Source organism: Bradyrhizobium sp. CCBAU 11430, assembly GCF_028128855.1.
Lineage (GTDB): Bacteria > Pseudomonadota > Alphaproteobacteria > Rhizobiales > Xanthobacteraceae > Bradyrhizobium > Bradyrhizobium ottawaense.
In genome coordinates this window covers 70,264-92,334 of record NZ_LBJV01000052.1, presented here as the reverse complement: position 1 = coordinate 92,334, position 22,071 = coordinate 70,264, and the positions used below count along the sequence as shown (strand labels likewise).

Below are 22,071 nucleotides of genomic sequence, written 5' to 3'. Positions count from 1 at the left end.
GTGACCTCATGTCGGCCGATATGACGCACGAGACCGGCGGCAAGTACGACCGGCTGATCGCGGCGGCGAGGGCTGCGCCCCCGACATCGACCGTCGTCGTGCACCCCTGCGACGAGACTTCGCTGCGCGGGGCGATCGACAGCGCCGGCGCGGGGATCATCCGGCCGATCCTGGTCGGGCCGGAAGGGAAGATCAGGGACACCGCCGCGAGGTTCGATCTGGACATATCAAGCTTCGAGATCGTGCATGCCGCCCACAGTGACGACGCCGCGGTCAAGGGCGTCGAGCTCATCCAGGCCGCCAGAGGCGAGCTGTTGATGAAGGGCAGCCTTCACACCGACGAGTTGATGCGCGCGGTCACGGCAAAGACCGGCGGCCTGCGCACGGATCGGCGCATCAGCCATGTCTTTGTCATGGATGTCCCGACCTATGCCGAGACGATTTTCGTCACCGACGCCGCGATCAACATCTTTCCCGATCTCGATGCCAAGCGCGACATCATCCAGAACGCGATCGATCTCTACAATCAGGCCGGGTTTGGCCGAACGCCGCGCGTGGCGATCCTGTCGGCGGTCGAGACCGTGACGTCAAAAATTCCCTCGACCATCGAAGCCGCCGCCCTCTGCAAGATGGCCGATCGCGGCCAGATCACCGGTGGCGTGCTCGACGGTCCCCTGGCGTTCGACAACGCCATCGACCCGGAAGCGGCACGCATCAAGGGCATCGAGTCCGAGGTCGCCGGTCGTGCACAGATCCTGGTCGTTCCAGATCTGGAGTCCGGCAACATGCTGGCCAAGAATCTCGCCTATTTCGCCAAAGCGGATGGTGCCGGCATTGTCCTTGGCGCGCGGGTACCCGTCGTCCTAACGTCGCGCGCCGATACGCCGCGTGCGCGCATGGCCTCCTGTGCTGTGGCGGCGCTCTACGCGCGCGCCCGGCGCCAGAAGGCGCCGTCAGTGGCCGCGTGATCGCCATGGACACGATCCTGGTCGTCAATGCCGGCTCTTCGAGCGTCAAGTTTCAGGTCTATTCGGCATTGGGCGACGGTGCGCTCCGGCGTCAGATCAAGGGACAAATGGACGGCATCGGCAGCCGCCCGCGCCTGCGCGCCAGCGCTGCGAGCGGCGATGCGCTGGCCGATCGCGCCTATTCGGTTGAAGTTGTGCCCGATGTGCCCGCCGCCATGTCGGTTGCCGGCAACTGGCTGCGCGACGAGCTTCGGATTACGCCGATCGCGGTCGGTCATCGCGTCGTTCATGGCGGGCCGGACCATGTCCGCCCGGTCCTGATCGACCACGGCGTCGTCTCCCGCCTCGAACGCCTTGTCGACTTGGCGCCGCTGCATCAGCCGCACAATCTCGCGCCGATCCGCTCGCTGCTCGCGAATTTCCCTGGGCTGCCGCAGGTGGCGTGCTTCGACACGGCATTTCACCGCACGCATGATCTCGTCGCCGATCACTACGCGATTCCGCAGCAGCTCTATGCCGAGGGTGTGCGGCGCTACGGCTTTCACGGGCTCTCCTACGAATACATCGCCCGCGCGCTGCCCGGCGTGGCGCCCAAGATCGCCAAGGGGCGGGTCATCGTTGCCCATCTCGGCAGCGGCGCCTCGATGTGCGCGATCAAGGAGGGGCGCAGCGTCGAGAGTACCATGGGGTTCACGGCGCTCGACGGGCTGCCGATGGGAACGCGTCCAGGGCAGATCGATCCCGGGGTCATCCTCTATCTCATCGCCGAGAAGGGCATGCCGGCCGCGAAGGTGCAGGACTTCCTCTATCGAGACTGCGGTCTGAAGGGGCTTTCCGGCGTCAGCAACGACATGCGCGAGCTGGAAGCTAGCACGGACCCGCGTGCGCGGCTCGCAATCGACCATTTCGTCTACCGGATCGGCCTCAACGCGGGCATGCTGGCTGCCGCCTTGCAGGGCCTGGATGCCTTCGTCTTCACTGCCGGCATCGGGGAGAACTCGGCATCGATCCGCGCACGTATCGCCGAGCAGCTCGGTTGGCTCGGCGTCCGCCTCGATGCCGGTGAGAACGCCCACCATGCGCCCCTGATCTCGGCAGCCGACAGCCGCGTCCCCGTCTACGTCATTCCGACCGACGAGGAGCTGATGATCGCACAGCATACGCTATCGCTATTGATGGACGGTCAGTTGATCAACACGAGACCTAAGAGGGTGTCATGATCCCAGTATTTCCGGACAGCAAGGTCGCCCTGAAGGGAAAGAAGGGACTGATCGTCGGCATCGCCAACGACCAGTCGATCGCCTGGGGATGCGCGCGCGCGTTTCGTGCGCTCGGTGCTGATCTCGCGGTGACCTATCTGAACGACCGCGCCAAGAAGCATGTCCAGCCGCTGGCGCAGGCGGTGGAAGCGCCGATCTTCATGCCGCTGGACGTGATGGCCGAAGGGCAGACCGAGGCGGTGTTCGAGCGCATCGCGTCGGAATGGGGGCAGCTCGATTTCATGCTTCATTCCATAGCCTTCTCGCCGAAGGAAGCGCTGCACGGCCGTGTCGTCGACGTCGGCCGTGACGGCTTCCTCAAGACCATGGACGTCTCGTGCTGGTCGTTCTTGCGGATGGCTCATCTCGCCGAGCCGCTGATGAAGAACGGCGGCACGCTTTTCACCATGACCTATTACGGCAGCCAGATGGTGGTGGAGAATTACAACGTGATGGGTGTCGCGAAAGCCGCGCTGGAAGCCTCGGTCCGCTATATCGCCGCGGAGCTCGGCCCGAAGGGCATCCGCGTGCACGCGATCTCGCCGGGTCCGCTAGCCACCCGCGCGGCTTCGGGGATTCCCGAGTTCGATGAGCTCATGGACAAGGCGCAGTCGAAGGCGCCGGCGCGCAGTCTCGTCAGCATCGACGATGTCGGGAATGCCACCGCGTTCCTCGCGCTCGACGGCGCCAAGCTGATCACGGGCGGCGTGCTCTACATCGACGGCGGCTATCACATCATCGATTGAGGCCGCCGACGGATCAGACGTTCATTTCCGGGACGTTGTCGGGAACAGCCAGCTCGGCTTCCGTGAGCGCCATGACGTCGCCGACACTGACCCCGGGCGCGGTCTCCAGCAGCGTCGCCTTGCCGCCGGAGAAGCCGATCACGGCCAAGTCCGTGACGACGAGATCGACCGACCGCGCCGAGGTCAGGGGCAGGGTGCATTTGGCGACGATCTTCGACTTGCCCTTGGCCGCGTGCTGCATGGCGACGATCACCCGCCTGGCACCGCTGACGAGGTCCATCGCCCCGCCCATGCCGGGCACCATCTTGCCGGGGATCATCCAGTTGGCGAGGCGGCCCTGCGCGTCGACTTGGAGGCCGCCGAGCACGGTGACGTCGACATGGCCGCCGCGGATCAGCCCGAACGACATCGCGCTGTCGAATGTGCTGGCTCCCGGCAGCGCGCTGATCGGGCGTCCGCCGGCGTCCGTCAGGAGCGGATGCGCCATTCCCGGCTCGGGAATGGGCCCGGTGCCGATCAGGCCGTTCTCCGATTGAAAGAAAACCTTGAGATCGGAGGGCACGTAGTTCGCAACCAGCGTCGGGATGCCGATGCCGAGGTTGACGAGGTTGCCCTCGCGGAGCTCCCTGGCGACGCGGCGGGCGATAATGATCTGCGGGTCCATGGGTCACCCGTTCATAACGAGGTAATCGACGAGCGGCGCCGGCGTCATGACATGGTCGGGCGCGATCACGCCGACTGGTACGATGTGCTCGGCTGTCACGATCACCGTATCGGCCGCCATCGCCATGATCGGGTTGAAATTGCGTGCGGTCAGCGCATAAGCGAGATTGCCGAGATGGTCGGCGAGAAACGCGTGGAGCAGCGCGTATTGCGCCGTCAACGCCGTCTCCAGCAGGAACGGCTTGCCCTCGATCTCGATCTCTCGCTTGCCTTCGGCGACAACGGTACCGACGCCGGTCGGCGTCAGGACGCCGCCCAGGCCGCAACCACCGGCCCGGATGCGCTCGACGAGGGTGCCTTGCGGCACGAGATCAACCTCGATCTGGTTCGCCAGCATCTGCTGCTGGGCCTTGGGATTGAGCCCGATATGCGTCGCGGTCAGACGCGACACGAGCGATGCGTCAAACAACTTGCCGACGCCTTTACCCGGTAGTGCGGCATCGTTGCAGATCACCGACAATCCGGTCTTCTGCTGCCGGACCAGTTCATCGAGCAAGCGCTCCGGTGTTCCAATGCCCATGAAGCCGCCGACCATCACGCTGGCGCCAGCGGGAATCATCGCAACGGCTTCTTCAACGGCCACAGCCTTCATGGGCGGAACTCCGGTCGGGCAATGAGCCACATTGGCGCGAGCGGCCACCGCGCACCCTTGATCTGCGTCAAGGCTCACCCTCGTTCGCGAATGACGATGCCGGTGCCTTTGTCCAATTCCGTCCAGAGACGGTACGATTGCTGACCGATCAGATCACGACACGCACCGCCAGAGCTGTGGATGCGCCGCTCCGCCGCGGCGGCGGCGCCGCGGAATTGTCGCAATTCGGCAACAATGTGGTACGAATACATCAGTATCCGCCCATCGCGGACCCGTTTTCAGCACCACCATTGCCGGAATGACCAGCGCAGACACCTCGGCCGCACACTTTGACACGGCCCCAGCGGAAGAGCCCCGGCGTTGGTCGGCGCGGCGCTGGCTGGCGCCCTTTGCCGTGGCGCTGGCGCTGCTCTCGGCCTTCCTGACCTTCCTGGTTCTGACCGGCCTGACCACGATCGAGCCGACGCCGGCGGTGGTCCGCTCGATCTACCTGATCAACGCGGCCACGATCCTGCTGCTGGTCGGAATCATCGTCCGAGAGCTCTGGCAGCTGATCCTGGCGCGGCGGCGGGGCAGGGCGGCGGCGCGGCTCCATGTCCAGATCGTCAGCCTGTTCTCGATCGTGGCGGTGCTGCCGGCGGTGCTGGTCGCCGTCGTCGCCAACGTCACCATCGAACGCGGCCTCGACCGGCTGTTCTCCGGCCCGACCAAGGAGGTGATCCAGAATTCGCTGACGATCGCGCGGGCCTATATGCAGGACCATGCGCAGCTGATCCGCGGCGACATTCTCGGCATGGCCAACGATATCGCGCATGCCCGGCCGCTCTATGACCAGGATCGCCGCTCGTTCCGGGAGATGCTGAGCGCCAGCGCCAGTTCCCGCAACCTGCCGGGCGCGATGATCATCGACAAGAACACCAACATCCTGGAATCCGCCGACACCGGCATGCGGCTCGCCTATTCGCCGCCCGCGTCCGACTTCCTCAGCAACGTCAACGAGTCCGAGCCCGAGATCGCGGTCCTTCCCGATGCGAGCTTCGTGGCCGCCGTGATCCGGCTGCGCGCCTTCAGCGACACCTTCCTCTATGTCGCCCGTCCGCTTGATCCGAATGTCGTCAATCAGCTCAAGCAGACCGAGGTCAGCGTCGCCGAATACGCCCAGATCGAGTCGCGCAGGCTCGGAATCCAGGTTGCCTTCGCGCTGATGTTCGCCGTGATCGCGCTGACCATCCTGATGGCCTCGGTGCTGATCGGCCTGAACTTCGCCAATTCACTGGTCTCGCCGATCCGGCGGCTGATGAACGCGGCCCACACGGTCTCGACCGGCGACCTCCATGTCCAGGTGCCGGTGCACCAGTCGGAAGGCGATCTCGCCCAGCTAGGCGAGACCTTCAACAAGATGACGCAGGAATTGCGCAGCCAGCGCGACGAGCTCGTCAACGCCAGCGACCTGATCGACAGCCGCCGCCGCTTCATCGAAGCGGTGCTGTCCTCCGCAAGCGCCGGCATCATCGGCGTCGACACCTCCGGCAGCGTCGGCATTTTGAACCGCTCGGCCGAGAAGCTGATCGGGCACGCCGAATCGGAAACGCTTGGTCATCCGCTCTCCGACGTGCTGCCCGAGCTGGACGAGATGATGAAGGCGGCGCGGGAAGGGAGCCAGCGTCTGGTGCAGGGCCAGATCACGATCACCCGCGACGGCACCGAGCGCAATCTCTCGGTCCGCGTCAGCGCCGAGAAGAACCAGCCGCATGACAGCTACATCATCACGCTCGACGACATCACCGAGCTGGTCTCGGCGCAGCGCACCTCGGCCTGGGGCGACGTGGCGCGGCGCATCGCGCATGAGATCAAGAACCCGCTGACGCCGATCCAGCTTTCGGCCGAGCGCATTCGCCGCAAGTTCGGCAAGGGCATCACAGAGGCCAAGGACAAGCAGATCTTCGAGCAGTGCACCGACACCATCGTGCGCCAGGTTGACGATATCCGCCGCATGGTCGACGAGTTCTCGCGCTTTGCACGGATGCCGAAACCGGTGATGGAGGGCGAGGACGTCGCCGACGCCGTGCGGCAGGCCGTGTTCCTGATGAAGGTCGCCCATCCCGAGATCGATATCGAGGCCGAATTCAAAGAGGATCCGCTCCGCGCCCAGTTCGACCGGCGGCTGATCTCGCAGGCGGTCACCAACATCGTCAAGAACGCCACCGAAGCGATCGAGCAGGTCCCGCCGGAGGAGCTCGGCAAAGGTCATATCGACGTCGTGGTGTCGCGTCAGGGCGAGGACGTGCTGATCGACGTCATCGACAACGGTATCGGCCTGCCCAAGGTCGCGCGCTCGCGGCTGCTCGAGCCCTATGTCACGACGCGCGCCAAGGGCACCGGCCTTGGCCTTGCGATCGTCGGCCGCGTGCTGGAAGACCATGGCGGACGCATCGAGCTGAAAGATGCTTCCGACTTCCGCGAGGGCCAGCGCGGTGCCTGGATGCGGATGCGCTTTGCGATCTCCGGGCAACCCGCGAAGTCCGAGGGAGCCGAGCAGGCCCCGGCGGCCGCGGTCAAGGAAGCAACCGGCGAGCAGGCCGGCGCTCCTGGCAAGGACCCGGCGCAGGAAACAAAAGAGCTGGCGGCCGAAACCAAAGAGGCCGCTGAAAAGACCAATGATTCAACGAAAATCGAAGCCTCGACAGGCATCTTACAAGACAGGCGCGACCCATGGCAAGTGAAATTCTGATTGTCGATGATGAGGCCGATATTCGAGATCTCGTCGCAGGCATTCTCGAGGACGAGGGTTTTGTCACGCGGACTGCGCGCGACAGCGACTCTGCACTGGCTGAAATCGCCAACCGGCGGCCGCATCTGGTGTTCCTCGACATCTGGCTGCAGGGCTCCAAGCTCGACGGCTTGCAGCTGCTGGAGCAGGTCAAGAAGGACAATGCCGACCTGCCGGTCGTGATGATCTCCGGCCACGGTAACATCGAGACCGCGGTGGCCGCGATCAAGCGCGGCGCCTACGACTTCATCGAGAAGCCGTTCAAGGCCGACCGGCTGATCCTGGTCGCGACCAGGGCGCTGGAGAACTCGCGGCTCAAGCGCGAGGTCAAGGAGCTGAAGCAGCTGGCGCCGAGCGCAAGCCAGCTCGTCGGCCGCTCGCCGAGCATGAATCAGTTGCGCCAGACCATCGAGCGCGCGGCCAAGGCCAACAGCCGCATCCTGATCGTCGGTCCCGCCGGCGCCGGCAAGGAATTGACGGCACGCACGCTGCATACGGCCTCGGGCCGCGCCGACGGTCCCTTCGTCGTCATCAACGCCGCCGCGATCACGCCCGAGCGCATGGAGCACGAGCTGTTCGGCGTCGAGGAGTCCAACGGCGAACAGGCGCGCAAGCCTGGCGCGCTCGAGGAAGCCCATGGCGGCACGCTGTTCATCGACGAGATCGCGGACATGCCGCGCGAGACCCAGAACAAGATCCTGCGGGTGCTGGTGGAGCAATCGTTCCAGCGCGTCGGCGGCACCGCCAAGGTGCAGGTCGATGTGCGCATCATCTCCTCGACCGCGCGCAATCTCGAAGAGGAGATCGCGGCCGGCCACTTCCGCGAGGACCTCTATCATCGGCTCTCGGTGGTGCCGATCCGCGTGCCTGCGCTCTCCGAGCGGCGCGAGGACATCCCGGAATTGATCGACTATTTCATGGAGCAGATCTCGGCCGGTAGCGGCCTGCCCAAGCGGCAGATCGGGCAGGACGCGATGGCGGTGCTGCAATCGCATGTCTGGCCGGGCAATGTGCGCCAGCTCCGCAACAACGTTGAAAGAGTCATGATTCTCGCCGCCGGTGGACCGGAGGTCATCATCACGGCCGACATGTTGCCGCAGGACGTCGGCTCCATGGTGCCGGCGATGCCGACCAGCAACAATGGCGAGCACATCATGGGCCTGCCGCTGCGCGAGGCGCGCGAAGTGTTCGAGCGCGACTATTTGATTGCACAGATCAGCCGTTTTTCAGGAAATATTTCTCGCACAGCCGAGTTCGTTGGCATGGAACGGTCGGCGCTGCATCGAAAGTTGAAAGCGCTCGGTGTCGGCTAGCGCGTTTTTGTGCAAGGAGAACGCCGTCGAAACAAGATTCTAACGCCGCGACGTTGCGGCGACACCTTTGACGAAAACGAGGAAATTCATCGATTTCCGTAGTTTTTCGGGGCAATACCGCGCCAGCTGCCGCGTGAAGCGGCTTGCCTAATAGGTCCACCTGTCCTCTAATTGCACAGCTGTTCCTTCCGAGGGGGATCTCATGAGGAACGGCAACCGGGAGAGGCTCCGACCTTCACAAAGAGGGCCGCAACCGGCGCAATAAAAAGAAACTCAAAGCGAGAAAAAAACAATGGCGGCAGACCGCGCACAAAACCTACAGGACACCTTCCTTAATCACGTTCGCAAAACCAAGACGCCACTGACGATCTTTCTGGTCAACGGAGTGAAGCTCCAGGGCATCGTGACCTGGTTCGACAATTTCTGTTTACTGCTTCGGCGCGACGGTCATTCGCAGCTCGTTTACAAGCATGCGATCTCGACCATCATGCCGGGTGCGCCGATCCAGTTGTTCGAAGGCGGCGAAGATCAGCCGGCTTGAGAGTGATCTGATTGGAACCCCGGAATTTCGACGGGGATGCCGACCGTCCGCGGTCGGCAGGGGCTAAGCAGACGGGGCGGGTGCTTGTCATCGGCCCCTATTTGCGGGTGCGCGCAGGCGGTGCCGACGCGCAATCGGAGACTCATATCCAGCGCAACGCCGAGGCCCGGCTCGATGAAGCCGCCGGCCTCGCGCGTGCGATCGATCTCGTCATAGCCGACGCCATCATCGCGCCGATCAGCCAGATCCGTCCCGCGACCTATATCGGCAAGGGCAAGGTCGAGGAGATCGCCGCACTCGCCAAGAGCCTCGATGTCGAGCTCGTGGTGATGGATTGCGCGCTGGCGCCGATCCAGCAGCGCAATCTTGAGAAGGAATTGCACGCCAAGGTGCTCGACCGCACCGGGCTGATCCTGGAAATCTTCGGCCGCCGCGCCAAGACCAAGGAAGGCTCGCTCCAGGTCGAGCTCGCGCATCTCAACTACCAGCGCTCGCGCCTGGTGCGATCATGGACCCATCTGGAGCGCCAGCGCGGCGGCTTCGGCTTCATGGGCGGTCCCGGCGAGACGCAGATCGAAGCGGACCGACGCCTGATCCAGGAGCGCATCTCCAAGCTCGAAGGCGAGCTGAAGAAGGTGCAGGCGACGCGGCGGCTGCATCGTGCCGGCCGCCAGCGCGTGCCGTATCGTGTCGTGGCGCTGGTCGGCTACACCAATGCCGGCAAGTCGACGCTGTTCAACCGCCTGACGCGTGCCGACGTGCAGGCTGCCGACATGCTGTTCGCCACGCTCGACCCGACGCTGCGCGCCCTCAACCTGCCACATGGCGGCAAGGCGATGCTGTCGGACACCGTCGGCTTCATCTCCAACCTTCCGACGCAGCTCGTCGCCGCCTTCCGCGCCACGCTGGAAGAGGTGCTCGAAGCCGACGTCATCCTGCATGTGCGCGACATATCCCATGAAGATGCCGAGGCCCAGCAGAGCGACGTCGACGCCGTGCTGCGCCAGCTCGGCATCAACCCCGATGATTCCGGCCGCATCATCGAAGTCTGGAACAAGATCGACCGCTACGATTCCGAGCAGCGCGAAGAGCTGTTGAACATCGCCGCGCGCAGGCCGGAGGACCATCCCGCGATGCTGGTCTCGGCCGTGTCAGGCGAGGGGGTCGACGCCCTGCTTGCCGCGATCGAGGAGCGGTTAGCGGCCAAGCGCACCACGCTCGACCTCTCCATCGACGCCGCCGACGGCGCCGGCATCAGCTGGCTGCACCGCAATGCCGAGGTGCTGGCCAAGGAGCTGCACGACGGCCGCTTCGACATGACCGTACGGGTCGACGAGACCAAGCGGGATATCGTGGTGAACAGGTTCGACGCAGTGCCACGCCTCTCGGCCTAGGCGCTGCTGCCTGAGAAGATCACCTCGACAGATCGAGGCTCATGAACTGGTTGTGCAGGCTCGCCTGATAGTCGGCGAACGGCGCGCAGGGCACGAAGCCGACACTGCGGTAGAGCGAGATCGCGGGGCCGTGCAGCGGCGCAGTGCCGGTCTCCAGGCTGAGACGCGCATAACCGCGCTTGCGGGCTTCGGCAACGATGTGGTCCAGAATAGCTCGCCCGACCCCGGTTCGCCGCGCAGTGGGCGCGGCCCGCATCGACTTCACTTCGCCATGCGTCTCATCCAGCTGCTTCAGGGCACCGAAGCCAGCTAGCACTCCGTCTTGCCAAGCAGTCCAGAACGTCACCGACGAGGCCGACAGGCCGCTCGCGTCGAGCGCCTGCGCGTGCTCGCCCATGACGCTGCGGAGTTCTTCGAGGTGATGTGCCAACAAGTCGGCGACATGCGGTGCCTTCGGATCGTCCTGCCTGATGTCCACTGCGTGCCCCGTATCAAGTGGCGGTCTTCGCCGCATTCCACAGCGCGTCCATCTCCGCCAGCGACGCCTGCTCCAGCGTGCGGCCCTGCGCCTCCAGCGACCGTTCGATGTAGGCAAAGCGCCGCTCGAATTTTGCGTTGGTCGCACGCAATGCGGCCTCCGGATCGGCATCGACGTGGCGGGCGAGGTTGACGAGGGCGAACATCAGGTCACCGGTCTCTTCCGCAATCTCCTGCTTGTCGTTGCGGTCGAGCGCGGCCTCGATCTCGTCGGCTTCCTCGCGGATCTTTTGCAGCACCGCGCGCGGGTCGTTCCAGTCGAAGCCGACGGTGGAGGCCTTGCGCTGCAGCTCCATGGCGCGGGTCAGTGCGGGCTGGCCGGCCTTGACGCCTGACAGCAGCGATTTGTGCGCAGGCATGTCCTCCGGCGCCCGGCGCGCGGCGCGCTCGGCTTTTTCCTCCGCCTTGATGCGGTCCCAGACTTCCTTGACATGGGAGGAGGCGAGATTGCCGTCCTTGTCGGCGAAGACGTGGGGATGGCGCCGGATCATTTTTCGCGTGATCGCCTCGACGACATCTCCGAAAGCAAAGGCGTTCTGCTCCGAAGCCATCTGGGCGTGGAAGACCACCTGGAGCAGGAGGTCGCCGAGTTCCTCACGGAGATCGTCGAGATCGCCGCGGCTGATGGCCTCGACCACCTCATAGGCCTCCTCGATCGTGTAGGGCGCGATCGTCGCAAAATCCTGCTCGAGGTCCCAGGGGCAGCCGGTCACCGGCGTGCGCAGCGCCGCCATGATCTCGATCAGGCGGGAAATGTCGCGGGAAGGGGTCATTGCGGGGCGCTCTCCTGGCTCCAAAACCTTATGCCAAAAGCGGCCCGCCGTTCCCAGCGTCGCGGCGCGGAACGGGCCGATTTCCACCGATTGGCGGGCCGCGTCCGCAGTGCTAAAGCGCGGACCATGAGCGACGCAATTTCATCACAAACCGCGCTGGTGCTGTTTTCCGGCGGCCAGGACTCCACCACCTGCCTCGCCTGGGCGCTCAGCCGCTTTGCACGCGTGGAGACGCTGGGGTTCGACTACGGCCAGCGCCATGCCATCGAGCTCGATTGCCGCGACCGGCTGTTCGACGGCATCAAGGGCTTGCGCGCCGATTGGGCCGCAAAACTCGGCGAGAGCCATACGCTGTCGATTCCGACGCTGGCGGCAGTGTCCGAGACGGCGCTGACGCGCGATGTCGCGATCGCGATGGGCGCCGACGGCCTTCCGAATACGTTCGTGCCCGGCCGCAACCTGGTGTTTTTGACCTTTGCCGCGGCGCTGGCCTATCGGCGCGGCATCACGCACATCGTCGGCGGCATGTGCGAGACCGACTATTCCGGCTATCCCGATTGCCGCGACGACACCATCCGCGCCATGCAGGCCGCGCTCTCGCTCGGCATGGCCAGACCATTCGAGCTGCACACGCCCTTGATGTGGATCGACAAGGCCGCGACGTGGCAGCTGGCGCAGGATCTCGGCGGCGAGGGGCTGGTCGATCTCATCCGCGAGCATTCCCATACCTGCTATCTCGGGGAACGCGGCGCGCAGCACGAGTGGGGCTATGGCTGCGGCGAGTGCCCGGCGTGCAGCCTGCGGGCGAAGGGGTGGCGGGAGTTTGTGGCGGGGAGGTAGATTCGTTGCACTGCTCTCGTGCCCCGGACGCAGCGCAGCGCTCCCGCGGCGATGCGAAGCATCGTCCGGCAGCGGTGCGCTGCAGAGCCGGGGCCCATGCTTCCGCAAGGTATCGTGTCGCCGTCTGGGTCCCGGCTCTGCGCCGCAACGCTTGCGCGTTGCAGCTTGTCCGGGACACGAGCGTCGCAACGCCGAACTTCGCGCCAGCTAACCAAAATCCTCCGGCCTGAGCTCGATCGGCTTGCCGTGCGGGGTGCGATCTGCCGCGTGGTCCCAGGCGTCGCGGTAGCGGTGCAGGGTTTCCATCGACGCAACACCCTTGCGGGCAACCAGGCCCTCCAGCGTGGCGAGCCAGTGCAGATAATAGGTCTCGCCCGTATCGGGATCGCCGGCCGCCTGCGCGCGCTTGATCTCGGAGGCGAGGCTTGCTGCCCATTCCGGCCAGGTGAAGACGCCGCGCTCGTGCAGCGTCAACGCCATCGCGAACGCGTGCGCCTCCCACGGCGCGCGGAACACCGGGCCGTCGTCATCGCGGGGAATGCTGGGTATGGCCGCGGTGGCTGCGGCAGCAGCGGTACCACTCATTGCGCCGGGTCCAGATACGGCTCGAACGCGTCGATCGAGACCTTCAGGGTGGGATCACCATCCTCGCCCCAGAGATCACGGCCTTCGAACACCACCGTGTAAAGCCACTGCGGGTTCTCGCCGAGCTCCATCGCCGCTGAATCCGGAAACACGTGGCAGCCGTGGTTCAATTCGACCACGCCGACATGGCCGCGCACATAGCGCGGCAGCCGCGTATGCGTGGCCGGATGGATGTTCCTGGCGCGCACGCGATCGCCAATGTTGAACTTGGCGGGCGCGGGGGCAGGGCGGGCGAACTTGCCGCGCACCATGGTGCGCTCGACGCCTTCGACCTTCAGCTTGCCGTGCTTGAGGGCCTTGGCAGGCTGCATCGCGTGGCCGGCGGCGACTTCCTCGCGGGTGAGGTAGCCCTTCTCGATCAGCATCTCCTCGAGCCCGAGAAACCATTTCTTGTAATAGGAGCTCGACAGATACACGTGCGGCGGGATCATCTCGCGATAGAAGCGCGAGGTGTCGATGTTGAAGGCGCCGGCCGCGCCCATTGCACGCACCATCGCCAGCACGCGGGATTCCCATTCCGCATGGAACACCGGCTCGTTGGGCTCGGGTTCGACCTTGCCGAACCCGTCCATGCCGCCCATGTCGTGCACGCCGTTCATGACGGCGCTCCGGGCTGTCGCGGGAAGCCGGTGCCGATCATGGAATCGCGCGTGACGAGCTCGGCGAGCTGTTCCTCGCTCCAGCCCTCGGTACCTTCGGGGCGCATCGGCAGCACCAGAAAGCGCGTCTCGGCGGTGGAATCCCACACCCGGATCTCGATCTCCTTCGGCAGGGTGACGTCGAAGTCGGCGAGCACGCCGCGCGGATCCTTCACGGCGCGGGAGCGATAGGGCGCCGCCTTGTACCAGACCGGCGGCAGCCCCAGCATTTCCCAGGGGTAGCAGGAGCACAGCGTGCACACGACCATGTTGTGGCGCGCAGGCGTGTTCTCGACCACGACGAGATGGTCGCCGACGCGGCTGACATGGCCGAGCGTGCCGATCGCCTTGGAGCCATCCTCGAGCAGCGCCTTTTTGAACGCCGGATCGGTCCAGGCCTTGGCGACGACGCGTGCGCCGTTGTGCGGGCCGATCTTGGTCTCATAGGCCTGGATGATGGCGTCGAGCGCGGCGGGCTCGACATAGCCTTTTTCGGTCAGGATCGTCTCGAGCGCGCGCACGCGCAGCTCGGTCTCCGACAGCTCGGAATGGTCGTGATCGTGGTGGTGGTGATGGTCGTGATCATGGCTCATGGCGGCGAAGATTAAGCGCAATGGCCCAGGCCTGTCGAGTATGCGCTGCGGCGCAACCGGGTCCCATATTCGTGAGGCCGGATGTAGGCTAGCATCGCCGCCAAGCAGATGGGGAGACGTTGGTGACGGACTACGTGAAGATCGAAAAGGGCCTCGGACCCGAGGGACGGATTGCGGTGGTGCGTTTCGATCGGGGCGACGGCATCAACGCCCTGTCACCCGAGGCAATGCGGCAGCTGACCGCCGCGGCGCGCAGCTTCGAGGACGATGCCGCGACGTCGGTCGTCGTATTGACCGGCAGCTCGGGCGCGTTCAGCGCCGGCTTCGACCTCAAGGACGCCGAAGGGCGCTCGCGCAAGGAGATGGACCTCGGCACGCTGCGGCGGCACCTCAAGCTCGGACCGCGCCTAACGCACGCCTGGCAAGAGATGGAGCAGATCACGATCGCGGCGATCGAGGGTTTTTGTGTCGGCGGCGGCGTGGCCCTCGCCGTCGCGCTCGACTTCCGCATCATGGGCCGCGATGCACATCTGCGCGTGCCCGAAATCGGCCTCGGCATGAACATGAGCTGGCAGAGCATCCCGCGCATGCTGCACCTGATGGGGCCGGCCCGTACCAAGCAGGCGGTGATCCTGGCTGATGAGCGCATCTCAGCGGATGAGGCCCATGAATGGCGCCTGGTGGAGCAGGTGGTCGATCCCGGCCATGCCTTCGATGCCGCCATGGATCTTGCGCGCAAGGTCGCCGCGCAGCCACCGCTCTCGGTCGCGATGACCAAGCTGACCGTCAACCGGCTCGCGCATGCGCTGGACGATCTCGCCAGCCACATGGACGTCGACCAGTTCGCGCTCGCCAGCCTCAGCGAGGATCACAAGGAGGGCGTCGAGGCGTTCCTGGGCCGCCGCAAGCCACGTTTCAAGGGGCGATAGATTGATGCCAGGCCATTGATCGCACAACCGGCAGTTCGTATACGCGGCGCAGGGACAAGAGCAGGCTCGCCCACGGGCCGCACAGGCGACGACGATCGAGGGGGAGGGCCCATGACTGCTAGCTCGCAGGCGCCAGAGGCGAAAGGGTTTCGCTGGAAACTGGTCGCGCCGCTCGTGGTGTGGCTGGTGATCTATCTGTGGCCGGTGCCTGCAGGGCTCAACGTCAATCAGTGGCACTATTTCGCCGTGTTCGCGGCCGTCATCACTGGGCTCATCCTGGAATCGATGCCGGTCGGCGCGGTCGGCTTCATCGGCCTCACGGTCGCGGGCGTTGCCGGCTATATCGATCCCGATCCCGGCAAGTCGCTGCGCTGGATGCTGGCGGGCTTTGCCGAGAGCACGGTCTGGCTCATCGTCGGCGCCTTCGTGTTCTCGATCGGCTATCGCAAGAGCCAGCTCGGCCGGCGCATTGCATTGGTGCTGGTGCAGCGCCTTGGCCGCAACACGCTCGGCCTTGGCTATGCCGTGGCGATGTCCGACTTCCTGCTCGCGCCGGCGACGCCGTCGAACACCGCGCGCAGCGGCGGCATCGTCTATCCCATCATCAGCAACATCCCGCGCATCTATGGCTCCGAGCCGGGGCCGACCGCCGGCAGGATCGGCACCTATGTGATGTGGACGGCCTTTGCCGCGACCGCCGTCACCAGCTCGCTGTTCTTCACCGCGCTTGCGCCCAACGCGGCGGCACTGGCGATCGCCAAGAAGACCGCCGGGGTCGAGGTCAGCTGGGGCCAGTGGTTTCTCGGCTTCGCGCCGCTCGGCATCCTGCTGATGGTCCTCGTGCCGCTGCTCAGCTATTTGGTCTGCCGTCCCGAGGTGAAGCGCAGCCCGGAAATCACCGAATGGGCGGCGAAGGAACTCGCCGGGATGGGCCCGATGTCGCGCAACGAGTGGATCATGCTCGGCCTGATCGTGCTCGCGATGTTCCTGTGGATCGCGGGCTCCAGCCCGGACATCCACGTGCCCGTGCTCGGCTCGAACTTCGTCAATGCCACCACCGTCGTGTTCATCGTGATCTCCCTGATTCTGGTGACCGGTGTGATCGAGTTTGCCGACATCGTCAGCGAGAAGAGTGCCTGGGAGGTGTTCTTCTATTTCACCTCGCTGCTGACGCTGGCCTCCGGCCTCAACGAGATCGGCTTCATCAAATGGTTCGCGACCGAATACGCAAAGCCGCTCGCCGGGCTATCGCCGTCGACCGCGATGCTGCTGCTGGTCGCGCTGTTCTTCTGGATCCACTATTTCTTCTCGAGCATCACCTCGCATGCCGCCGCCGTGCTGCCCGTCGTGCTCGCGGTCGGATCGGGCATTCCCGGTCTGCCGGTCACGACCCTCGCCATGCTCTGCATGTACTCGCTCGGCCTGATGGGCGTGATCTCGCCTTACGCGACGGGGCCGGCGCCGATGTATTTCGGCAGCGGCTATATCGGAAAGGGCCAGTTCTGGGGTTTTGGCCTGCTCTTCGGGCTGCTCTATTTCGCAGGTCTTCTGCTGATCGTGCTGCCCTGGTTGCAGATGGGATGAGCCCGGGCGGGAGACTGATACCCTCTGCGAAGGAATATTCTTCTCCGGAGAGGGATTGGGGAATCTTCGTCCATCTCCTCGCAAATATCTGAAATTGCAAGAAAGACTGGAAAAGGCGATGGTGCTTGCTGCGGTGCAGCGCGTTGCCCCCAGAGGCGTTTGCTGCTGTTCCATCTCCAGTCGCTGATGCGACCCGGCTTTCGTTCGCCTTTTCGGGTGGGCGAGAGAACTATTGTGCATGAAGGCCGTCTCCATGAACGCTCACCAATCGCTCGCCGTCGGACAGCCGATTGCGCCGCCTGAAGCGATTTCACCTGCCACAGCCGAGCCGGACGCGATGGTTCGCTTCGCCGGCATCTCGAAAATCTATCCGGCCTATCGCGGCAAGCCCGGCGTCAACGCGCTGCAAGATATCGATTTCGCAATCCCGCGCGGTTCCATCACCGGCGTGATCGGCCGCTCCGGCGCCGGCAAGTCGAGCCTGGTGCGGCTCATCAACGGGCTGGAGAAGCCGACCACGGGACGCGTCGTCGTCGACGGCCGCGACATCTCGGCGCTGGCGGGCCGCGAGCTGCGGCTGGCGCAGCGCTCGATCGGCATGATCTTCCAGCACTTCAACCTGCTGTCGTCGCGCACCGCCGCCGACAACATCGCGCTGCCGCTCGAGATCGCCGGCTGGTCCAAGGCCGACATCAAGGCCCGCGTCACCGAACTGCTCGCGCTCGTCGGCATCGCCGACAAGCACGACCGTTATCCCTCGGAGCTCTCCGGCGGCCAGAAGCAGCGCGTCGGCATTGCCCGCGCGCTGGCGACGCGGCCGAGCGTGCTCTTGTCGGACGAGGCGACGTCCGCGCTCGATCCGCAGACGACACGCGCGATCCTCGATCTGCTCGCCAACATCAACCGCGAGCTGGGCGTGACCATCGTGCTGATCACCCACGAAATGTCCGTGGTACGCCAGCTCGCCAAGGAAGTGGTCGTGCTCGACGCTGGCCACGTGGTCGAGAGCGGCCATGTCGCCGACATCTTCACCCATCCAAAACATCCGATCACGCAGTCCTTCCTCGCGGAGGTCATCGGCGACAGCCTGCCGGTCTCGCTGGCGAGCCGGATCGTGGCGGAGCCGCCTGTTGGCGGGCAGGCCGTGATCCGCGTCCAGGTCCGCGGGGCAGGGGCCGGCGACACCGTGGTGGCGCGGCTCGCCCGCGAGCTCGGCCTCGACGTCGCGCTGCTGTCGGCGCGCATCGACGAGATCGGCGGCCAGCATGTCGGCTCGCTCGTTCTCGGCATTCCCGGCCGCGAGGACGCGCAGGCGCGGGTCCTTGCCTGGTTGTCTCAATATCAATTCCCGGCGGAGCATCTCGGCTATGTCGCCTGAACTCATCAATTTGATCATCCAGGCTACCTTCGAGAGCCTGTACATGGTCGGCATCGCGGCGCTGCTCGGCACCGTCTTCGGCCTGCCGCTCGGCGTCTTCCTCGCGACCAGCCGGAAAGGCGAGCTGTTCGCGGCCCCACTCGTCAACCGCGTGCTCGGCATCGTCGTCAATGCGACGCGTTCGACGCCGTTCATCATCCTGGTCGTGGCCATCATCCCGTTCACCCGGCTTGTCGCGGGCACCTCGATCGGTTCGACCGCCGCAATCGTGCCGCTGACGATCGCGTCGGCGCCGTTCATCGCGCGTCTGGTCGAAGCTGCGATTCGCGAGGTCGATGGCGGCCTGATCGAGACGGCGTCCTCGTTCGGCGCCTCGCCGCTTCAGATCGTGTTCAAGGTGCTGATCCCCGAGGCGCTGCCGGGCCTGTTGCTGGCGCTGACGCTCGCAGTGGTCAGCCTGCTCGGCTACTCCGCGATGGTCGGTGCGGTCGGCGGCGGCGGCCTCGGTGATCTCGGCATCCGCTACGGCTATCAGCGCTTCATGCCGGAGATGATGCTGGCCGTCGTCGTCGTGCTGATCGCGCTGGTGCAGCTCGTCCAGAGCGCCGGCGATTATCTGGCACGTCGGGTCAACCGCCGACTGCGGCATCACTGATAGCACCATCCTGAAACTGGAGACTTCAATGCGCTTTCTCGCAACCCTTGCGGCTGCAGCCTTGCTTGCGACCACGGTCCATGCCGAAACCATCCGCGTCGGCGTCACCGCCGGTCCCCATGCCGAGATCATCGACGTCGTGAAGAAGGTCGGCGCCGAGCGCGGCCTCGACATCAAGGTGGTCGAGTTCACGGACTATGTGATCCCGAACCAGGCGCTGGCCCTGAAGGATCTCGAGGCCAATTCGTTCCAGCACGAGCCGTATCTGAAGAACCAGATCTCCAAGACCGGCTGGAAGATCGTCAAGGTCGCCAACACGATCGGCTCGCCGCAGGGCGTCTATTCGCAGAAATACAAGACGCTCGCCGACCTGCCGGAAGGTGCCCGTGTCGCGATCGCCAACGATCCCTCCAACGGCGCGCGCGGCCTGATGATCTTGGCGCTGCACGGCGTGATCAAGCTGAAGGACCCGAACAACGTCGCCTCGACCATCGCTGATATCACCGACAACCCGAAGAAGCTGCGCTTCGTCGAGCTCGATGCCGCCCAGCTGCCGCGCGCGCTGCAGGACGTCGACGTCGTCTCCATCAACAACAATTACGCGGTGCAGGCCGGCCTCAATCCGGCGACCGACGCGATCGCCCGCGAGAATCCCGACGGCCCCTGGGTCAACATCCTCGCCGTTCGCGAAGAGGACAAGGACAAGCCCTGGGTGAAGCCGCTGATCGAGGCCTATCACTCCGCGCCGGTGAAGGAGTTTTTGGAGAAGCGCTTCAAGGGCACCTATCTGCCGACCTGGTAAGGCGAGCGGGCGCGTCAGGCCGCCAACCTGGCGCGTCGCAGCGTCTCCGAGGGCTTTTCGGCGAAGTGACGCTTGTAGTCGAGCGAGAACTGGCTGAAGTGCCAGAAGCCGTGCTGCACGGCGACGTCGTAGACCGAGGCATCGGTGCCGCCGGCGCGTTTCAGATCGCGCCGCACGCGGTTCAGCCGCATTGCTCGCCAGTAGTGCATCGGGCTCGTTCCCAAAACCTCCTGGAAGCAATAGCCGAGCTTGCGCGGGCTGGCGCCGACCGCCTTGCAGACCTGCAGCAGCGAGAGCGAGCGATCGCCGCTGCCATGCATCAGCGCCCTCGCACGATCGACGGTGCGCTTGCGCGCCGCGGCGCTGCGGCCGGGATCGCGGGGGCGTGCGGTCGGCAGCATGTCCATGATCTCGACGAGAAGGCCGTCTTCCAGCGCCTGCCCGACGGCCGGATCGTCGAACCGCTCGGGGGCAGTCGAGATGGTCTCGTGGATCGCGGCAAGATGAGCGCGCAATCGCGCGACCGGTGCCTGCGCCATCTCGATCACCCGCAACTGGTGCCAGACTGCGCGCGGCAGCTCGATATCGAGCCGGGCCGCAAGCTCCTCGATCAGCGCCGCGCTGGCGACAACACCGCGCAGCTCGAATGACTTCGGCGTGCACATATCGACCTCGGCGTCGATGCAGGCGATGACCTGGGCACCTGCAACGCTGGCGCCGTTGCAACTGACCTCGCCGTCACTGTGCCAGGGCAGACCGATGCCGAAGCTGTCGGCCCCCAGCTGGCCGTATTGGCGGACCTGCTGGCTGGTGATCTCGCGGAAGACGTCGAGCTGGGGCAGGGAGAGTTGGGTGAAGCTGCCCCTGAAGGCTCCGGCGCTGATCTGGTCGTAGCTGAGCCGCCAGCGACCGAGCGAAGCGCAATGCTCGTCGACATCGGTGCTGCTGGCCTGAAACAGGCCGGCAGCCGAGTCCAGAGTCGGAAGAGTTGTGCCTAAGGGCATGACGACACGTCGAAATTCACCACCCGACAGCCAGCAAGAACCACGCCAGACTGGCACGGCCATAGGCGCTGTCCAGCAAAATATTGCCGGATCTCGATAACGCCCGATGGCGCCGCGGTGCAGGCTTCGGTCCTGCCGTTCCGACATCGCAGCCGGGACGGCGCTTTGCGGAGGGATCGAGATGCGACCGACCGAGATCATGCGCGGCAGCCCGCCCGCGCCCGAGGCGCAGGTGACGCGCGCCAATTGGCGCAGCTTTCCCGCGATCCGCTGGGGCTTTACCCACACCCGCGAAGTGCTGCCGACCGCAGAGATCCGCCGCTCGGCCCAGCCGACGCTAATGCGAAGCGCGCCGCGCGAACTGGCAAAACTCGGCTTCACCGCGCCTGATGGCAAAGCGACCACGATCGAAGCCACGCTCCGCGAGACCTTTGCCGATACGCTCCTCGTCATGCACCGGGGCACGCTGATCCACGAATGGTACGGCGACGGCATGGGCGTGACCACACCGCATCTGATCTGCTCGATCAGCAAGGCGATCGCCGGCACGCTCGGCGGCGTGCTCGCCGCGCGCGGGCTGCTCGATCCCGAGGCGAGGGTGGTGCGCTACGTGCCGGAGCTGGAGACGTCGGTCTACGCCGGCTGCACTGTCCGCAACCTGCTCGACATGGCCGTCGCCATCAAGTTCGAGGAGGATTACGAGGACCCCGCCGGCGACGTTGCGCGCTATCGGTTCTCCTCGGGCTGGGACGTGCCTCCGCCGGGCGCCGAGGCAGGCCACCAGCGCGCCTATCTCACAACCTTGCGCGGCACCGGCAAGCCGCACGGCAAGGTGTTCCACTACGTCTCGCCCAATACCGAGGTGCTCGGCTGGGTCTATGAGCGTGCCTGCGGCTTGCCCTATCATCGCATCCTCTCCGAATATCTCTGGCAGCCCCTGGGCGCGGAGGAGGACGGCTCGCTCACGCTCGACAGCCACGGCATGGGCCGCATCGCCGGCGGCATCTCCGTCACCGCGCGTGACCTCATCCGTTTCGGAGAGATGATCCGCTGCCGCGGCGTGGTCGAGGGGCGGCAGGTGGTGCCGGGCTGGTGGATCGACGACATCCGCGAGAACGGCGATCCCAAGGCCTGGGCCGACGGCGACCTCGCCGAGTTCTTCCCGGGCGCGCGCTACCGCAGCAAATGGTTCACGATCGATCCGTCGCGCAACGCGCTGACCGCGATCGGCATTCATGGCCAGCACCTCTATGTCGACCTCGACTCGGACACCGTCATCGTCAAGCTCGCGACACAGCCCAAGGCGATGGACGTGCCGATCGACCAGCGCTGGTTTGCCGCCTTCAGCGCCATCACCGCGCATCTCGCCTGATTTCTGGACATCCCC

Annotated in this window: 23 protein-coding genes; 14 read left to right on the top strand and 9 right to left on the bottom strand. The window is 65.3% G+C overall.

All coding sequences use genetic code 11. The features are described 5' to 3' along the window. Positions 1–8 precede the first annotated feature (8 nt). The 3 genes from XI04_RS14960 to fabI are packed head-to-tail and all read left to right on the top strand — an operon-like array spanning position 9 to position 2,973. Positions 9–968, top strand: coding sequence for a phosphate acetyltransferase (locus XI04_RS14960; protein WP_271610058.1), 960 nt, complete (start codon positions 9–11; stop codon positions 966–968). Positions 969–973: 5 nt separating this feature from the next. Beyond that, positions 974–2,188: an acetate/propionate family kinase gene (locus XI04_RS14955; protein ID WP_212429221.1), complete on the top strand. Its 1,215-nt coding sequence runs from the start codon at positions 974–976 to the stop codon at positions 2,186–2,188. After that, the gene (fabI, locus tag XI04_RS14950) at positions 2,185–2,973 is read left to right on the top strand and encodes an enoyl-ACP reductase FabI (protein WP_028144673.1); all 789 of its coding nucleotides are present in this window, start codon (positions 2,185–2,187) and stop codon (positions 2,971–2,973) included. The genes XI04_RS14955 and fabI overlap by 4 nt, the downstream gene beginning before the upstream one ends. Before the next feature lie 13 nt (positions 2,974–2,986). Here the strand turns inward: fabI and XI04_RS14945 are convergent, their stop codons facing one another. From XI04_RS14945 to XI04_RS14935, 3 genes are all read right to left on the bottom strand, one after another. Beyond that, complete coding sequence (locus tag XI04_RS14945; protein ID WP_038946758.1) at positions 2,987–3,637, bottom strand: 3-oxoacid CoA-transferase subunit B; 651 nt, start codon at positions 3,635–3,637, stop codon at positions 2,987–2,989. A 3-nt stretch (positions 3,638–3,640) separates the two neighbouring features. Then, a complete protein-coding gene (locus tag XI04_RS14940) occupies positions 3,641–4,288 on the bottom strand; it encodes a CoA transferase subunit A (protein ID WP_028144672.1) in 648 nt (215 codons plus the stop codon). 74 nt (positions 4,289–4,362) lie between these two features. Further along, a complete protein-coding gene (locus tag XI04_RS14935) occupies positions 4,363–4,539 on the bottom strand; it encodes a hypothetical protein (protein WP_240536267.1) in 177 nt (58 codons plus the stop codon). Between the two features lie 47 nt (positions 4,540–4,586). On the opposite strand from XI04_RS14935, the gene XI04_RS14930 reads away from it, so the two are divergent. The 4 genes from XI04_RS14930 to hflX all read left to right on the top strand — a co-directional run bounded on the left by XI04_RS14930 (position 4,587) and on the right by hflX (position 10,306). After that, positions 4,587–7,019 (top strand): sensor histidine kinase, encoded by a 2,433-nt coding sequence (locus XI04_RS14930; protein ID WP_271610057.1) that lies wholly within the window; start codon positions 4,587–4,589, stop codon positions 7,017–7,019. Beyond that, positions 7,001–8,371, top strand: a complete 1,371-nt coding sequence (gene ntrX, locus XI04_RS14925) for a nitrogen assimilation response regulator NtrX (RefSeq protein WP_271610056.1) — start codon at positions 7,001–7,003, stop codon at positions 8,369–8,371. The genes XI04_RS14930 and ntrX overlap by 19 nt, the downstream gene beginning before the upstream one ends. A 292-nt stretch (positions 8,372–8,663) precedes the next feature. Then, entirely contained in the window at positions 8,664–8,912 is a 249-nt protein-coding gene (gene hfq / locus XI04_RS14920; RefSeq protein WP_007591126.1) for an RNA chaperone Hfq, read from the top strand. 11 nt (positions 8,913–8,923) lie between these two features. Further along, a complete protein-coding gene (gene hflX, locus XI04_RS14915) occupies positions 8,924–10,306 on the top strand; it encodes a GTPase HflX (RefSeq protein WP_028144670.1) in 1,383 nt (460 codons plus the stop codon). Between the two features lie 19 nt (positions 10,307–10,325). On the opposite strand, the gene XI04_RS14910 is transcribed toward hflX, so the two are convergent. Continuing rightward, positions 10,326–10,784 (bottom strand): GNAT family N-acetyltransferase, encoded by a 459-nt coding sequence (locus XI04_RS14910; RefSeq protein ID WP_028144669.1) that lies wholly within the window; start codon positions 10,782–10,784, stop codon positions 10,326–10,328. Positions 10,785–10,797: 13 nt separating this feature from the next. Continuing rightward, a complete protein-coding gene (gene mazG, locus XI04_RS14905) occupies positions 10,798–11,616 on the bottom strand; it encodes a nucleoside triphosphate pyrophosphohydrolase (protein WP_038946760.1) in 819 nt (272 codons plus the stop codon). 126 nt (positions 11,617–11,742) lie between these two features. Here mazG and queC point away from each other — a divergent pair, with 126 nt between their 5' ends. Beyond that, entirely contained in the window at positions 11,743–12,456 is a 714-nt protein-coding gene (gene queC / locus XI04_RS14900) for a 7-cyano-7-deazaguanine synthase QueC (RefSeq protein ID WP_028144667.1), read from the top strand. Between the two features lie 207 nt (positions 12,457–12,663). On the opposite strand, the gene XI04_RS14895 is transcribed toward queC, so the two are convergent. The 3 genes from XI04_RS14895 to nthA are packed head-to-tail and all read right to left on the bottom strand — an operon-like array spanning position 12,664 to position 14,332. Further along, positions 12,664–13,041, bottom strand: a complete 378-nt coding sequence (locus XI04_RS14895) for a nitrile hydratase accessory protein (RefSeq protein WP_095424165.1) — start codon at positions 13,039–13,041, stop codon at positions 12,664–12,666. After that, complete coding sequence (gene nthB / locus XI04_RS14890) at positions 13,038–13,700, bottom strand: nitrile hydratase subunit beta (RefSeq protein ID WP_095424164.1); 663 nt, start codon at positions 13,698–13,700, stop codon at positions 13,038–13,040. The genes XI04_RS14895 and nthB overlap by 4 nt, the downstream gene beginning before the upstream one ends. After that, positions 13,697–14,332, bottom strand: coding sequence for a nitrile hydratase subunit alpha (gene nthA, locus XI04_RS14885; protein WP_095424163.1), 636 nt, complete (start codon positions 14,330–14,332; stop codon positions 13,697–13,699). The genes nthB and nthA overlap by 4 nt, the downstream gene beginning before the upstream one ends. A 122-nt stretch (positions 14,333–14,454) precedes the next feature. Between nthA and XI04_RS14880 the strand changes: the two genes are divergently transcribed. The 5 genes from XI04_RS14880 (at position 14,455) to XI04_RS14860 (ending at position 19,680) form a co-directional block, all read left to right on the top strand. Continuing rightward, complete coding sequence (locus XI04_RS14880; protein ID WP_095424314.1) at positions 14,455–15,261, top strand: enoyl-CoA hydratase/isomerase family protein; 807 nt, start codon at positions 14,455–14,457, stop codon at positions 15,259–15,261. Between the two features lie 111 nt (positions 15,262–15,372). Next, positions 15,373–16,845: a DASS family sodium-coupled anion symporter gene (locus XI04_RS14875; RefSeq protein WP_271623720.1), complete on the top strand. Its 1,473-nt coding sequence runs from the start codon at positions 15,373–15,375 to the stop codon at positions 16,843–16,845. A 238-nt stretch (positions 16,846–17,083) separates the two neighbouring features. Beyond that, positions 17,084–18,223 carry a methionine ABC transporter ATP-binding protein gene (locus XI04_RS14870; protein WP_028144661.1) on the top strand — a complete coding sequence of 380 codons (1,140 nt, stop codon included), beginning with the start codon at positions 17,084–17,086 and terminating at the stop codon, positions 18,221–18,223. Beyond that, positions 18,213–18,878, top strand: coding sequence for a methionine ABC transporter permease (locus tag XI04_RS14865; protein ID WP_038946766.1), 666 nt, complete (start codon positions 18,213–18,215; stop codon positions 18,876–18,878). The genes XI04_RS14870 and XI04_RS14865 overlap by 11 nt, the downstream gene beginning before the upstream one ends. A gap of 28 nt (positions 18,879–18,906) precedes the next feature. Further along, the gene (locus XI04_RS14860; protein WP_028144659.1) at positions 18,907–19,680 is read left to right on the top strand and encodes a MetQ/NlpA family ABC transporter substrate-binding protein; all 774 of its coding nucleotides are present in this window, start codon (positions 18,907–18,909) and stop codon (positions 19,678–19,680) included. Between the two features lie 14 nt (positions 19,681–19,694). Here the strand turns inward: XI04_RS14860 and XI04_RS14855 are convergent, their stop codons facing one another. After that, the gene (locus tag XI04_RS14855) at positions 19,695–20,684 is read right to left on the bottom strand and encodes a helix-turn-helix domain-containing protein (protein WP_271610055.1); all 990 of its coding nucleotides are present in this window, start codon (positions 20,682–20,684) and stop codon (positions 19,695–19,697) included. Positions 20,685–20,865: 181 nt separating this feature from the next. Here XI04_RS14855 and XI04_RS14850 point away from each other — a divergent pair, with 181 nt between their 5' ends. Then, the gene (locus tag XI04_RS14850; RefSeq protein ID WP_271610054.1) at positions 20,866–22,056 is read left to right on the top strand and encodes a serine hydrolase domain-containing protein; all 1,191 of its coding nucleotides are present in this window, start codon (positions 20,866–20,868) and stop codon (positions 22,054–22,056) included. Positions 22,057–22,071 lie beyond the last annotated feature (15 nt).

Bases quoted from the DNA above. Each gene is read 5' to 3' on its own strand.
- XI04_RS14960 (WP_271610058.1), top strand. From the start codon at position 9: ATGTCGGCCGATATGACGCACGAGACCGGCGGCAAGTACGACCGGCTG.
- XI04_RS14955 (WP_212429221.1), top strand. From the start codon at position 974: ATGGACACGATCCTGGTCGTCAATGCCGGCTCTTCGAGCGTCAAGTTT.
- fabI (WP_028144673.1), top strand. From the start codon at position 2,185: ATGATCCCAGTATTTCCGGACAGCAAGGTCGCCCTGAAGGGAAAGAAG.
- XI04_RS14945 (WP_038946758.1), bottom strand. From the start codon at position 3,637: ATGGACCCGCAGATCATTATCGCCCGCCGCGTCGCCAGGGAGCTCCGC.
- XI04_RS14940 (WP_028144672.1), bottom strand. From the start codon at position 4,288: ATGAAGGCTGTGGCCGTTGAAGAAGCCGTTGCGATGATTCCCGCTGGC.
- XI04_RS14935 (WP_240536267.1), bottom strand. From the start codon at position 4,539: ATGTATTCGTACCACATTGTTGCCGAATTGCGACAATTCCGCGGCGCC.
- XI04_RS14930 (WP_271610057.1), top strand. From the start codon at position 4,587: ATGACCAGCGCAGACACCTCGGCCGCACACTTTGACACGGCCCCAGCG.
- ntrX (WP_271610056.1), top strand. From the start codon at position 7,001: ATGGCAAGTGAAATTCTGATTGTCGATGATGAGGCCGATATTCGAGAT.
- hfq (WP_007591126.1), top strand. From the start codon at position 8,664: ATGGCGGCAGACCGCGCACAAAACCTACAGGACACCTTCCTTAATCAC.
- mazG (WP_038946760.1), bottom strand. From the start codon at position 11,616: ATGACCCCTTCCCGCGACATTTCCCGCCTGATCGAGATCATGGCGGCG.
- queC (WP_028144667.1), top strand. From the start codon at position 11,743: ATGAGCGACGCAATTTCATCACAAACCGCGCTGGTGCTGTTTTCCGGC.
- XI04_RS14895 (WP_095424165.1), bottom strand. From the start codon at position 13,041: ATGAGTGGTACCGCTGCTGCCGCAGCCACCGCGGCCATACCCAGCATT.
- nthB (WP_095424164.1), bottom strand. From the start codon at position 13,700: ATGAACGGCGTGCACGACATGGGCGGCATGGACGGGTTCGGCAAGGTC.
- nthA (WP_095424163.1), bottom strand. From the start codon at position 14,332: ATGAGCCATGATCACGACCATCACCACCACCACGATCACGACCATTCC.
- XI04_RS14875 (WP_271623720.1), top strand. From the start codon at position 15,373: ATGACTGCTAGCTCGCAGGCGCCAGAGGCGAAAGGGTTTCGCTGGAAA.
- XI04_RS14870 (WP_028144661.1), top strand. From the start codon at position 17,084: ATGAAGGCCGTCTCCATGAACGCTCACCAATCGCTCGCCGTCGGACAG.
- XI04_RS14865 (WP_038946766.1), top strand. From the start codon at position 18,213: ATGTCGCCTGAACTCATCAATTTGATCATCCAGGCTACCTTCGAGAGC.
- XI04_RS14860 (WP_028144659.1), top strand. From the start codon at position 18,907: ATGCGCTTTCTCGCAACCCTTGCGGCTGCAGCCTTGCTTGCGACCACG.
- XI04_RS14855 (WP_271610055.1), bottom strand. From the start codon at position 20,684: ATGCCCTTAGGCACAACTCTTCCGACTCTGGACTCGGCTGCCGGCCTG.
- XI04_RS14850 (WP_271610054.1), top strand. From the start codon at position 20,866: ATGCGACCGACCGAGATCATGCGCGGCAGCCCGCCCGCGCCCGAGGCG.